We start from the raw sequence: 12147 nt of genomic DNA on the forward strand, positions 1-12147 counted from the left end.
AACACAATTCTGGAAATGCTATACTGTATATAAATACAGTATGAGAGGTGCATAATGGCTGTTGAAACAAAATATGTTGTCGTACGAAAAGGTGAAGAGAAAATGACATTTGCCAGTAAAAAAGAGGCTGACGCTCACGACAAACTGCTCGACATGGCAGAAGCGTTCACCGACTGGCTGTTGCAAAGCGGCATGCAGATGGATGAAACGCAGGCTGAAAATCTTGGGCTGTATCTCGCCGAGCAGAAAGAGGCCGTGCAGCATATTCTGCGTACCAGCAAGCTTCCCGATTTCAATGCCGCCACTGCCACAGATAACCCCGAGCCAGATGCGGCTGGCAGTAAAAAAATCAGAGCCGTTAAAGCTGCCTGATCGCCAGAGTGCATCATCGATTCTGATGCCCCGAGTCAGGGGGTCATCAGGGCGTGTTGAGTGCCGCCCCGTTATCTGACAGGGGCGGGACGAATACATATTTATTGAGAGTTCAGAGAGAGAAGTCGTCGGGAAGCACTCATCCCATCACGATCAGAAGCTGTACGTCATTTTCAAACTTCCCGTGGGCGATGTTTTTCGTTGAACAATGGGGCTATTGCCTGCATCTCCCGTCAACTGCGTAACACCTGTTGCGACAGCTACGCTCCAGTCCGGGGTGAGCTTGTGGGTCCAGTCCACATTCAGCGAATAAGCATAAATACCGGATCCAGTATCATGTCGGGAAAACCCCGATGCTGCTGACTGTGCGGCATTCACCCCGTAGTAAGTCTGCATGTATTTGCTGGATCCCCAACTGGTGGTCAGGGCCAGCGTCAGGGAATTTTTCGGTGATGTATAAAGCGGGCTGATAATACCGAAGTGCAGGGCCTCACCGTTGTTTCTTTCAGAAACCGGCACTTCAGCCTGCAATTGCACACTCAGCCAGTCGGTCACCTTATACCCCAGTCCGGGCACAATGATGGCCGAGCCTTTGACGTCACCCATACCCCGCAAGTCGTCACTGCCGGAGCTTATTGAATCGCTGTTCACGTCACGATCCTTGCGACCAGCGCGGTAGCTCAGCGCAGCGTTGTACTCCAGTTTACCGACACTGTTACCGTAACCGATACCCCGCGTGGTGCTGATAAAGACGCCATTTGCCATGGAGTAATCAAGCACTAATGCTGTAGTGGCGCGGCTTTTATCCGAACCAGAATAGCGTGGCGCAATATCCACACCTCCCCCCAGGGTCAACACGTTACCCTGGTTCTGTTCTGCCGCCAGTGTCGGGGTGGTCAGAAACGCCAGAACGACTCCCGGCACTATTTTTTTCAGACTTCGAGGCAGGAGCAAAGGAGGAAACTGATGACGCAGTGCGATGTTTCTCATTAAAGAAGTCCTTGTGGATTCAAATGATGACGATACAAGCGGTTATTCACGCCAGTTTTCTCAGTTTGAATACGCACCCTAAGGTTCTTATGAGCCGAAAATGAAGAAACGCTGAAGCAAGTACCGCTGCAGTAAACCTGATAGATTTATCGAAACCGTTTTTTTCTTAAGACGTTCTTCATTCACTGTTGATACCGTTACCAATGTGAAAATTCTACTAATCGAAGACGACCTGGATCTGGGCAATGGCGTGCGGATCGCCCTTGCAGATCAAGGATTTGATGTCATATGGGTTCGCCGCAAAGAGGATGCGCTGCATCAGCTTGATGCCTGCGTGCCAGAACTGATATTGCTCGACCTGGGACTGCCCGATGGCGATGGCATGGGCCTGATGACAAGCTTGCGGCAGCAGTTCAAGGGGATCCCTGTCATCATCCTGACTGCTCGAGGCACGCTACAGGATCGCCTGTGCGGGCTGGATGCCGGTGCAGACGATTACCTTGTTAAACCTTTTATTCTCGCCGAGTTGTTGGCCAGGGTAAGAGCGCTTGCGCGACGCAGTTACGGTTTTCAGAATGAGGCGATAGAAATCAGAGGGTTATCTCTGCATGTGCCAACGCGTCGCGTGACGGTGAGTGCCCGTCATGTGGAGTTGACGGCAAGTGAATACGCGCTGCTTGAAACGTTAATGTTGCGCGCTGACCGCGTGCTTACACGACGATTTCTGGAAGAAAGAATCTTCGGCACCAAAGAAAATCTGAGTAATGCTCTCGACGTGCATATGGGGAATTTGCGTCGAAAAATCGGGGACGGTTATGTGCGAACGGTGAGAGGGGTAGGGTATGTCATTGATACTGTACCGATCTACAAAGGCGGTGATTGATGCGAAATATCTGGCGCACCCTGAGACTCCCCACGCTCGTACGGCGAATCATCATCGCCCAGATGCTGCTGCTGACCTTGCTGTGGTGTCTTTTTTTGACTTTTGTTTTGTGGGAGGACTTGCGTAGCCCCCCGATATTAACGGGCAGTAAGACCTACGAAACCCTTTTTACGCTGGTGGACAGTATGGACGATCGCCCGCAGGAACGCACCGATGTGCTGAACACGTTCAGTAAGGCGTTGCGGGAAGGATATGGCGGAGGTGAAGATCCCGAACTGTCAATCAGCCTCATTATTCGCAAACATAACGAGATAATTTATTCATCTGATGGCGCACCAACAGGGGTCGTAAACACCCAACTGGGGGAATTACAGCGCATTGAGAGTGAGGGGCGCACCTGGACCAGCCGTACGCTAAAATCCGGTAACTCCGATGTGGAGGTGACACTTGTGACGCCTGCCGGAGGATGGAACTTCTTTATCTATCTGAACTCGCGTGGCTATTACATATTGCCGCTACTGGTATGCATTCCTTTTCTTTTATTTCCCGCGTGGCTGTCAATTCGTATTGCAATGCGACCCTGGAGCAAGGTCGTAAATGAAATATCCTTGCGAACGCCAGACGATCTCTCTCCATTAAAAGCCATGCCAAAACACAGGGAGCTTCGTCAAATGGTGGACGCAATAAACGTATTTCTTGCCAGGGTGCGCGAAAGCGCGGAAAGGGAACGGATTTTCATTGCTGATGCCGCTCACGAGCTGCGTACTCCTCTGGCTGCAATGCGAATCAACGTGGAGGCGCTGCAGTCGTATGTAAGCAATGAGACTCAACAGGAATTACTGGCGGGGATTGTTCGCAGCAACAGCCGGGCTGCCCGACTCGTCAATCAATTGTTGCTGATGATGCACAGTGAAGCACGTATTGATGCCGTTATGCAGCCAGTGCCGCTGACGACGCTCATTCAGGAGCGAATGGCAGCACTGGAACCGCTGGCTACGGAGCGCAGGATAGAGCTTGAATTCGTCTCTGATGATGAAATCTGGATCACAGGCATCAGGGAGCGCCTGATGTCGCTGATTGACAATTTGATTGAGAACGCAGTCAAGTACAGCCCTGAGGGCGGACGAGTTGAAGTAGAGATACGATCGCGGGATAAAGCCACGCAGCTTCGTGTCTCAGATGCCGGGCCCGGTATTCGGCCTGAATTGAGGGAGCGTGTGTTCGACCGATTTTTTCGCGACCCCAACCAGATGCAAAGCGGGAGTGGACTGGGACTTGCCATCGTCAACGCGGTTGCGCAGCAACACAACAGCAGCGTAGGCCTGTGTACGTCTGCAGAAGGCGGGCTGCTGGTCACTGTCGATTTCCCAACTCAGATAGCCGAAGATGCGTAGCAAAGGCCAGAAGCAGACAAATCAGAAAAACGACCTGGCGTTTTATTCGCAGAGAATAGGGGGACTCTGTTTGCATCAACGTTATTTTAAAGGCCTGTTTTATCGAGCCATCTGGACACACGCTGGGCCAGTTCATCCGCTTTTTCCAGAGGAATAAGATGTCCACAACCGTCGACATAATCTACACAGGTTCCGGTTAGCCTGGCGAGTTCTTCTGCCTCTTCTGTTGAACGCAGCCGATCATGTTTCGCTGCAATAACGTAGGTCGGGCATGAAATGGGTTTTAATGTTATTCGCTCGCGGTTTAGCCCTGACTGGACTCTGAATACATCGGCTCCCAGCCTTTTTCCCATATTACGGATTTTCTCAATGATGGCCGTATTACTGGCGAGATCAGCATGAAGTGATTTTCTAATGGCCATTGTGCTCAGCCCACTAAATTCTCTGGAGGAATTGATATTCGCTGCAGCAACACGGGTATTTATCTGTTCTGCCGAATCCTCTCTGAGAGACGTGGCAATGAGGATCATCGCCGTTGTCCGTTCCGGAAAAGCCTCATAAATAGCTCTGGCAACATAACCACCTAGCGAAAAGCCGGCCAGCACAAAACGCTCCGGTAGTTTCTGGACTATATTAGCGGCAATATCCTGGATTGTGGTTCCCTGGCCCAGGCTCGCAGGTATAAAGAGCCTGCGCTCGGGAAATGCGGTGATAAAATCGTCCCACAGTGTTTCATCAAGCATAAATCCCGGGATAAGTACCACAGGAAGGTTCTCTGCATTCATCGGCAAGTCCCATTTTCTGGCCGCAGTGCCATTGCCAGGGTTTCTGAATCTGTAAACATAGCCTATTGCAGTTGATGAAGACATTGTCGTCTCGTCGAGGTCTGCCGTTTGTTCGTAGCAGACCTTGCGGCGCTTAAGTCGATCCGGTTCGTGCCTGAGGTGATTTGGGGACACACGGCGGCACTATTTTTTAGCCACAATCCGCATTTCCACCAGCGCATTTTCTGGAATGAACGCTGATACGCCTATGGCAGTCCATGCCGGGTAGGGTGCCTTAACATAGTCATCTTTCACTTTAGAAAAAACGTCTATATGTTTTTTTAGATCAATATGAAAAGTGGTCATCTCAAGAATATTTTCATACCCTAAGCCTGCGGCTTTCAAATAAACACCAAGCTTATAAAACGCATCATGGAATTGTTCTTCCGGATGCTGACTTATCGGTTTGTCCTTCCGTGCCGCGGTAACACCAGAGAGATACACCGTGCCATCTGCTTCGATGACGGGGGAGAAGTGCCAGTCATCGAAATAGTGTTGAAATTCTTCAGGGACTATCGATTTTTTCATGATTTTTTCTCAGGTTGATACAGGAGTACGTGCTGCGGGTAAACGGCACGCTGGGGAGGAACATGAGCAAGGATGTCCACGCCTCAGCCAGTTGATTGTCTGTTACGTTACTTGATAGACGCGCCGCTCGCAGCAGAAAATAAACCGGAGGCCTGCCGGATAAGCCGGATGCTTAGCGCGGCACCCGTGGCCAGGCATATCGCCATCGCCAGAAGGGCGACGATAAAGGCATGCGTAATATTTGCACCGCTTCTGCCGGTGTCCAGCATGCTGTAAAAAATGCCACCGATGACGGCGACGCTCAGCGCAGTGCTGATTTGGAGTGTCGAGCTGGTTACCCCGGCAATCATGCCTGAAAACGCCGGTGCAACGCGGCCTGTCACCATCCGGACCAGCGTCGGCATCGCCAGTCCCTGGCCGAGGCCGGTGATAAAAAGCAATACGGCGAGTGGCAGCATGGACGGTGCGTTACCCGTCATAGTATGGGCAATCAACCCTGCCAGGCCTGCTAACCCCAACGTCTCGCATCCCATCCCGATTGCGCTCAGGTAATTGCCGACAAAACGCCTCAGATAAGGTGTTAGCAACGGACCGATCAGAAAACCTACGCCAAAAGGCAGAAAAAGCAGGCCCGCAGTCAGGGCGTTTAACTGCAACGCATCTTGTAGATAAACGGAGAACAAAAGAAAGAAGGCCCCGATAGAATAAAACAGCAAAACGATCGCCAGCCCCTGGCCCAGCCCCGGTGCGCGTAACACGACCGGATCAAGCAGAGGCGAACCGCCGTTCTGGCTAAGGCGACGCTCATAACGCCATAACAGCGACGCCAGCAGCGGGACAGCCAGAAATGACAGCCATGTCCACCAGGGCCATCCCGCTTCACGGCCTTCAATTAACGGCACAATCAGCGCACTCAACGTGGCGCTCGCCAGTAACATGCCGACCGGGTCCAGTCGTTGTGCGGATGGCACACGCGTCTCTTTCAGCAGTGGCAACCCGAAGAGAATGACCAGCAGCGCCACCGGCAAGTTAACGAGAAAAATAGCGCGCCATCCCAGGTGAAACAGATCCGCTGAGATCAGGATACCGCCCACTACCTGCCCGATAACCGAGGCCAGGCCAAATACAGCGCCATAGATACTCAACGCGAACGGTTTTTCCGCTTCCGGAAAAATGGCCTGTACGGAAGCCAGTGCCTGAGGCGCCATAATCGCGGCCGTAGCACCCTGTAACACGCGTCCGCTAATCAGTACCCATGGTGACCAGGCTAAACCGCACAGCAGCGATGCCGCCGCAAAACCGATAAGCCCTATAAAAAACATCTTCCCACGACCATAAATATCACCCAGACGGCCGCCGGTAATTAAGGTTACGGCATACACGGCTGCATAGGACGAAATGACCAGCTGTTCAGCAGAGGAAGAGGCGCTCAGCTCGTCCTGAATAGCAGGCAGCGCAACATTGACGATAAAAAAATCGAGCGGGGGCAAAAATGCACCAACCAGCAGGATGACAAACATTGCCCAGCGACGCGGCTCGGCTTGCGGGAGGATAGGGGTCGACATGGAACACTCCACAGGTAACGGTTATGTGCAGAGATTGAGAGGCAGGGCGTTAGCGCATGCCACCAGAGGCAAGAATCACCTCACCGGAGATCCATCCCGCATCGTCTGATGCGAGAAATGAGACGATTGGCGCAACATCCTGCACCTGACCGATGCGGCCGAGTGGGGTCTGCTTTTCATTCCATGTCTGGAAGTCCGAGTTCATCGCGCCTGCACTATGACTGCCTTCCGTTTCGATAAGGCCAGGGTTGACCGCGTTGACGCGAATTCCCCGGGGGCCGAGTTCTCGTGACAGTACCCCGGTAATAGCATCGATCGCCCCTTTGGTGCCGCTGTAGATGGCACTCTCGGCGATAAAGACGCGGGTGACGAACGAACTGATGTTAATGATGCTGCTGCCTTTATTCAGATGCGGCGCAGCAGCGCCGGACATTAACAGCGGGCCCAGAACATTGATGTCGAATTGTCTGCGGTAGAGTGCCTCTGTGCTCTCTTCAATGCGGGCGAACTCATAAATGCCGGCGTTGTTCACCACAATGTCCAGCCGCCCGAAAATGTCGATGGCCGCGTTAACCAGCGCCTCAACCTCAGCCTGACGGGTGACATCCGCCGCGACCGCTACCGCCTGCCCACCGGCAGCCTGTATATCGGCAACGACGTTATCAGCACTACTTTTGCCTGACGCGTAATTGACAATGACCTTCGCGCCGTCAGCCGCCAGTTGACGGGCAATCCCGGCTCCGATGCCTTTGGAACCACCGGTTACAATCGCCACTTTGTCTTTTAATTTGTACATGTCATTCATTTGCTGACTGGGGGGGGTGAGGACGCTATAGTGATATCGACAAAGTTGTTTTGGAACTGCCACTTTTGTATATTCAATGTTCATTTTTGTACGGTGAGACACTGGCATGGAATGGGGCGACGTCCGGGTATTTCTTGCAGTTATGCGTAAGGGCTCTTTCGGCGAGGCGGCACGAAGCCTGGGTGTGAGCCATCCGACGATTGGTCGCCGGATAAAGGCGCTTGAGGAAGAGGCGCAGCAAGCGCTATTTCGCCGGACACAGGAGGGTCTGGTTCTGACCGACGCTGGCGACAGGGTGCTGAAGCTGGCAGAAGCGATGGAAAACTCCGCGCTGGCGATGGAGCGGCGTCTCGCCGGTAATCACGAACGTCTTGAAGGGATATTGCGGATCTCTTCAGCAGAGTGGTTTGCCAACTATGTACTCGCACCTGTCCTGGAGGAACTGACGCGCCGCCATCCGGCGATTGTGCCGGAGCTTATCGCAAGCTACCGCCTACTTAACCTGTCGCGGCGTGATGCCGACATTGCGTTTCGCATCGTTCCCTTTACCGAACCGGATATTGTCCAGCGCCGCCTGATGCGCATCCCCTATGCGCTATATGGAACGCCGGAAATCGCCGATATCGCCCGACGTGATCCGGCCGCAGTGGGGCTTATTCTGATGAACACGGCACAATCCCACTTCTCTGACGTCGCCTGGCTGCTCGACAGGTTCCCCCAGTCACGACGTGTGTTCACCAGTACCAGCCGGGCCGTACAGGCACAGATGTGCCAGCGCGGAATGGGCATCGCCGTGTTACCGCGCCCGCTTGGTGATGCCATCACCGGCTTAGCGGCTATCAGCATGCCGGAGCCACCGCCGTCCAAAGATATATGGGTAGGGTATCACTCTGACCTCCGGCATATGGATCGCCTGCGGGTTATGCTGGATATCGCCGATGCGATGCTTGCCGATCCCGCGGCGCCGTCAACGTGAGCGACGGTTTACGCAGCCATTAAGCGTTCACCTCAAAGCGTTCCCGATAGAGAGAAACCAGCCAGTCTACAAAAATCCGGACACGGGGAGACAGCTGTCGGTGCTGTGGATAGATAGCCGAAAGTTGCATGGCCGGGCTTTTCCAGTCGCTTAACACTTCCTGTAGCAGGCCATCCCGAAGGGCATCGTCCACATGATAACGTGGAAGCTGAACCAGCCCGCATCCACGCAACGCGCAAATAACGTAATTCTCTGCGTCATTCACTGTCATCCAGCCTTTGGTCGGATAGCTTTTCTCTTTACCGTTAACAATGAGTTCCAGAGGATAGTTCTTACCCCGGCTGGTGGAAAAGAAATTGACGCTCTGGTGAGAAAGCAGATCGTCAGGGGTCATCGGTCGGCCGTGCTTACGAAGATAGTCCGGACTGGCGCAGATAACCTGAGGCATCTGGGCTAAAGGCCGGGCAATTAATGATGAATCAAAGAGCTTGCCCGCGCGTACGGCGCAGTCAACGCCTTCCCGAATCAGATCGACCAGACGATCCCCACTGCTGATAACCAGCCTGATGGCGGGATAGCGGGCGTGAAACTCGTCAATACGGGGCAGTACAATGCGGGTTGCATGGGCCCCGTGAAGATTCACGCGCAAAATCCCCTGTGGTCTTACGCCGGAATGACGCAGGGAAGACTCCGCATCGTCCAGTTCAGAAAGAATATGCACGCAGCGTTCATAAAATGCCTCGCCATCCAGCGAGGCCCGCACGTGTCTGGTCGTCCGCTCCAGCAGACGACACTCCAGGTTTTTCTCCAGGCTTTTTATTGCATTGCTGGCCGTCGCTCTGGGGATCCCTAGCTGGTCCGCGGCCTGACTGAAGCTTTGAAGCTCTACAATGCGGGTGAAGAGCAGCATGGTATCAAATTTATCCATCACGGATCCTGAAGGCGATTATTAACGATAATGGAATTATGTTATCAAATATCACCCATTTATCTCTCCCGCTAAAACATTAATATCTCCATTCAGACCCCCTTTCACTGAAACCGGAGAGAACGATGGACAAAGTCAATAAAACTGCCCTTGTTACGGGCGGTTCCCGTGGTATCGGCCGCGCCATTGCTGAGCGTCTCGCGCGGGACGGTTTTACCACTATCGTGAATTACGCAGGTAATGCCGAGGCGGCAGAGCAAACCGTGCAGAGCATCGTTGCTAAAGGTGGCCGTGCGACGGCGATTCAGGCTGATGTTGCCAGCGAAGCGGATGTCAGCCACTTGTTCCAGCAAGCGAAAGCGGTTACCGGCAGACTGGATGTGGTGGTGCACAGCGCGGGGATCATGCCAATGGCGAAGATTACCCCTGCCGGTCTTCACGATTTTGATCGTGTCATTCATACCAACCTGCGTGGCGCATTTCTGGTGCTGGCAAATGCTGCTGAAACCGTGAGTGAAGGCGGCAGAATCATTGCCCTTTCGACGAGCGTGATCGCCAAATCCTTCCCGGCTTATGGTCCCTATATCGCCTCTAAAGCAGGCGTGGAAGGGCTTGTACACGTGCTGGCAAACGAACTGCGGGGCAGAAATATCACCGTTAATGCCGTTGCCCCGGGCCCCACCGGGACTGAGCTCTTCTTTAACGGTAAGAGCGAAGAGCAGGTTGCGGCCGTTGCAAAACTGGCCCCGCTCGAGCGCATCGGTACCCCAGAAGAGATCGCCAGCGCAGTAGCGATGATCGCCGGTCCGGACGGGAGCTGGATCAACTCGCAGGTTATTCGTGTAAACGGTGGCTTCGCCTAATCCCCCCGACAGGCGGATGCATACGCTTTCGGGGTAAATGAGCGATGAGGCCTGCACGGTCATGCCGCTCAGGCAATAGTCAATATCGTCAATACACCTGCGGGAAACGTCCCTTCCGGGTTGATATTGATCCGACTGATGAGAGTGCGGCGGTGGTCAATGCCATTGCCGAGCGCATCCGCCAGCAATTTTTACAGCTGGCTTGCCGATAAGATATTTGGATTTAAAGAGTATGAAGAAAATGACCTCCCAGAACTTTTCCTGGGATGATTTGAAAACCGTTATGGCTGTAGGTGAGCACGGTAATCTGTCACGCGCCGCAGATGCTCTGGGCATCAATCATTCCACCTTGTTTCGTCGGTTGGGGGCCATTGAGACGTCGCTGGCATTAGCCCTCTTTCTGCGTCGCCGCACCCACTACGTTCCGACAAAAGCCGGAACCGCGCTGATCGCCCTAGGACACCGCATTGAAGAGGATATCCACTATGTTCTACAGAACATTGAAGAGGATGAATGCGGTTTTTCGGGGGAGATAAGGGTCACCACGTCGGATGCCCTTTTGCAGGATTACCTTAACCCGCTGATCGCGTCATTTAGCCGGGTAAATCCCCACATTACCTTTCAGGTCTCGACAGGAAATGAATCCGTCAATTTGTTCGATGGCGGGGCGGATATCGCGTTTCGAGCCACCAGAGACATTCCGGAGCATCTTTCCGGCCGCAAGGTGGGATCGGCGTTCTGGGCAGTGTATGGTTTACGTGAACAATGGGAAAAAAAGCAAGTCAATGCTATGGCGCTCACGGAGCATCGCTGGGTCTCCTTCCATTACGCAATGTCTAAGTTAAACGCCTTTCTGTGGATTGAAAAAAATATTCCCGAGAAAAATATCACCTTTCGCGGCGACTCCGTTCTCAGTGTTGCGTCGGCAATCTCAAGCGGGATTGGGATCGGTTTGTTACCCTGCATGCATGGCAATCAGATAGATAAACTGGCTCAGATTAGCCCCATCGTGGAGGGACTGGGTGAAGACATTTGGCTGCTCGCGCATCCTGATGTGAGGAAATCAGCAAAAATAAGGGAATTTATGAATCACTGTTCCCACTATTTAGCAGAGAACAGAAAGAGAATATTCGGACAGACATATTAATTCCTTTTTTCATATAAAATTCATTAATATTTCACAGCGTTCATTTTTGCAATAAGCCCTTTGCAAAAATGAACGGACAAAAGAATATTTCGTTTTGTATAGTTTTCTCGTGTTCACGAATCAGGTCATTAATACACTGATAAATTTAAACAAACATCGCGGAAACTATTATGACGATTAAAGCAACACCTGCAGCGGCCAGAAATCTGTTAAGCCCGGAAAACCATGCGCTGATCCTGCTGGATCACCAGAGCCAGATGGCGTTCAATGTGAAAAATATTGATATCGGCCTGCTGAGACAAAATACCGCAGTCCTCGCGGAAACAGGCAAGGGGTTTAATATTCCGACCCTTGTTTCAACGATTTCACGCCATGATTTTGCGGGCCCGGTATTTCCTGAAGTTTCAGCGGTATTCCCGGATGACGCGTCGTATGTTAACCGATCCACCTCCAACGCATGGGAAGATGGTAATTTTGTTGATGCCGTCAACAAACTGGAGCGCGACCGCCTGGTGTTTGCAGGTCTGTGGACCTCGGTCTGTCTGAATGGTCCGGTTCAGTCTGCCATTGAGCAAGGTTTTGACGTTTATATCGTCACAGACGCCAGCGGTGACATGAGTGCAGAAGCTCATGAACGCGCTGTGCAACGCATGATTCAGGCTGGCGCAAAGCCGATTACTGCCCTGACTTACCTGCTTGAACTGCAACGTGACTGGGCACGTCATGAAACCTACGAACTGACCACTTCGATCAGCCAGAAACATGGCGGAGCGTTCGGTATTGGCATCCAGTATTGTGCAGATATGGTTCACGCCTAAGATAACTCGCCATACGATTTTTTTTGCTGGGGGAGTGGAATGACCGTATGGCCG

13 protein-coding genes are annotated in these 12147 nt (G+C 52.6%); 7 read left to right on the plus strand and 6 right to left on the minus strand.

Annotated elements, in window-relative coordinates:
• Window positions 1-54: 54 nt before the first annotated feature.
• The gene (locus HV242_RS05575; RefSeq protein ID WP_044868194.1) at window positions 55-372 is read left to right on the plus strand and encodes a YebG family protein; all 318 of its coding nucleotides are present in this window, start codon (window positions 55-57) and stop codon (window positions 370-372) included.
• Window positions 373-525: 153 nt separating this feature from the next.
• Here the strand turns inward: HV242_RS05575 and HV242_RS05580 are convergent, their stop codons facing one another.
• Window positions 526-1362 (minus strand): MipA/OmpV family protein, encoded by an 837-nt coding sequence (locus HV242_RS05580; RefSeq protein WP_050737418.1) that lies wholly within the window; start codon window positions 1360-1362, stop codon window positions 526-528.
• Window positions 1363-1567: 205 nt separating this feature from the next.
• On the opposite strand from HV242_RS05580, the gene HV242_RS05585 reads away from it, so the two are divergent.
• Together HV242_RS05585 and HV242_RS05590 are read left to right on the plus strand one after the other, a co-directional pair.
• Window positions 1568-2245 carry a response regulator gene (locus HV242_RS05585; protein WP_047357068.1) on the plus strand — a complete coding sequence of 226 codons (678 nt, stop codon included), beginning with the start codon at window positions 1568-1570 and terminating at the stop codon, window positions 2243-2245.
• Window positions 2245-3639: a sensor histidine kinase gene (locus tag HV242_RS05590; protein ID WP_047357069.1), complete on the plus strand. Its 1395-nt coding sequence runs from the start codon at window positions 2245-2247 to the stop codon at window positions 3637-3639. The genes HV242_RS05585 and HV242_RS05590 overlap by 1 nt, the downstream gene beginning before the upstream one ends.
• Before the next feature lie 86 nt (window positions 3640-3725).
• On the opposite strand, the gene HV242_RS05595 is transcribed toward HV242_RS05590, so the two are convergent.
• The 4 genes from HV242_RS05595 to HV242_RS05610 form a co-directional block, all read right to left on the minus strand.
• Window positions 3726-4508: an alpha/beta fold hydrolase gene (locus tag HV242_RS05595; RefSeq protein WP_050737478.1), complete on the minus strand. Its 783-nt coding sequence runs from the start codon at window positions 4506-4508 to the stop codon at window positions 3726-3728.
• Between the two features lie 99 nt (window positions 4509-4607).
• Entirely contained in the window at window positions 4608-4991 is a 384-nt protein-coding gene (locus HV242_RS05600; protein WP_014169022.1) for a RidA family protein, read from the minus strand.
• A 107-nt stretch (window positions 4992-5098) separates the two neighbouring features.
• Window positions 5099-6556 (minus strand): MFS transporter, encoded by a 1458-nt coding sequence (locus HV242_RS05605; protein WP_047357071.1) that lies wholly within the window; start codon window positions 6554-6556, stop codon window positions 5099-5101.
• A 49-nt stretch (window positions 6557-6605) separates the two neighbouring features.
• Window positions 6606-7352 (minus strand): glucose 1-dehydrogenase, encoded by a 747-nt coding sequence (locus HV242_RS05610; protein ID WP_047357072.1) that lies wholly within the window; start codon window positions 7350-7352, stop codon window positions 6606-6608.
• Window positions 7353-7467: 115 nt separating this feature from the next.
• Here HV242_RS05610 and HV242_RS05615 point away from each other — a divergent pair, with 115 nt between their 5' ends.
• On the plus strand, window positions 7468-8337 hold the full coding sequence (locus HV242_RS05615) for a LysR family transcriptional regulator (protein ID WP_047357073.1): 870 nt from the start codon (window positions 7468-7470) through the stop codon (window positions 8335-8337).
• Between the two features lie 19 nt (window positions 8338-8356).
• On the opposite strand, the gene HV242_RS05620 is transcribed toward HV242_RS05615, so the two are convergent.
• The gene (locus HV242_RS05620) at window positions 8357-9265 is read right to left on the minus strand and encodes a LysR family transcriptional regulator (protein WP_020885062.1); all 909 of its coding nucleotides are present in this window, start codon (window positions 9263-9265) and stop codon (window positions 8357-8359) included.
• A gap of 125 nt (window positions 9266-9390) precedes the next feature.
• Between HV242_RS05620 and HV242_RS05625 the strand changes: the two genes are divergently transcribed.
• From HV242_RS05625 to HV242_RS05635, 3 genes are all read left to right on the plus strand, one after another.
• A complete protein-coding gene (locus HV242_RS05625; RefSeq protein WP_014169027.1) occupies window positions 9391-10128 on the plus strand; it encodes an SDR family oxidoreductase in 738 nt (245 codons plus the stop codon).
• A 232-nt stretch (window positions 10129-10360) separates the two neighbouring features.
• Window positions 10361-11275: a LysR family transcriptional regulator gene (locus HV242_RS05630; protein WP_032681469.1), complete on the plus strand. Its 915-nt coding sequence runs from the start codon at window positions 10361-10363 to the stop codon at window positions 11273-11275.
• A 170-nt stretch (window positions 11276-11445) separates the two neighbouring features.
• On the plus strand, window positions 11446-12093 hold the full coding sequence (locus tag HV242_RS05635; RefSeq protein ID WP_020885059.1) for an isochorismatase family protein: 648 nt from the start codon (window positions 11446-11448) through the stop codon (window positions 12091-12093).
• Window positions 12094-12147 lie beyond the last annotated feature (54 nt).

It is taken from the genome of Enterobacter sp. RHBSTW-00593 (assembly GCF_013784105.1).
Taxonomy (GTDB): Bacteria; Pseudomonadota; Gammaproteobacteria; order Enterobacterales; family Enterobacteriaceae; genus Enterobacter; species Enterobacter ludwigii.

Bases quoted from the DNA above. Each gene is read 5' to 3' on its own strand.
- HV242_RS05575 (WP_044868194.1), top strand. From the start codon at position 55: ATGGCTGTTGAAACAAAATATGTTGTCGTACGAAAAGGTGAAGAGAAA.
- HV242_RS05580 (WP_050737418.1), bottom strand. From the start codon at position 1,362: ATGAGAAACATCGCACTGCGTCATCAGTTTCCTCCTTTGCTCCTGCCT.
- HV242_RS05590 (WP_047357069.1), top strand. From the start codon at position 2,245: ATGCGAAATATCTGGCGCACCCTGAGACTCCCCACGCTCGTACGGCGA.
- HV242_RS05595 (WP_050737478.1), bottom strand. From the start codon at position 4,508: ATGTCTTCATCAACTGCAATAGGCTATGTTTACAGATTCAGAAACCCT.
- HV242_RS05600 (WP_014169022.1), bottom strand. From the start codon at position 4,991: ATGAAAAAATCGATAGTCCCTGAAGAATTTCAACACTATTTCGATGAC.
- HV242_RS05605 (WP_047357071.1), bottom strand. From the start codon at position 6,556: ATGTCGACCCCTATCCTCCCGCAAGCCGAGCCGCGTCGCTGGGCAATG.
- HV242_RS05610 (WP_047357072.1), bottom strand. From the start codon at position 7,352: ATGTACAAATTAAAAGACAAAGTGGCGATTGTAACCGGTGGTTCCAAA.
- HV242_RS05615 (WP_047357073.1), top strand. From the start codon at position 7,468: ATGGAATGGGGCGACGTCCGGGTATTTCTTGCAGTTATGCGTAAGGGC.
- HV242_RS05620 (WP_020885062.1), bottom strand. From the start codon at position 9,265: ATGGATAAATTTGATACCATGCTGCTCTTCACCCGCATTGTAGAGCTT.
- HV242_RS05625 (WP_014169027.1), top strand. From the start codon at position 9,391: ATGGACAAAGTCAATAAAACTGCCCTTGTTACGGGCGGTTCCCGTGGT.
- HV242_RS05630 (WP_032681469.1), top strand. From the start codon at position 10,361: ATGAAGAAAATGACCTCCCAGAACTTTTCCTGGGATGATTTGAAAACC.
- HV242_RS05635 (WP_020885059.1), top strand. From the start codon at position 11,446: ATGACGATTAAAGCAACACCTGCAGCGGCCAGAAATCTGTTAAGCCCG.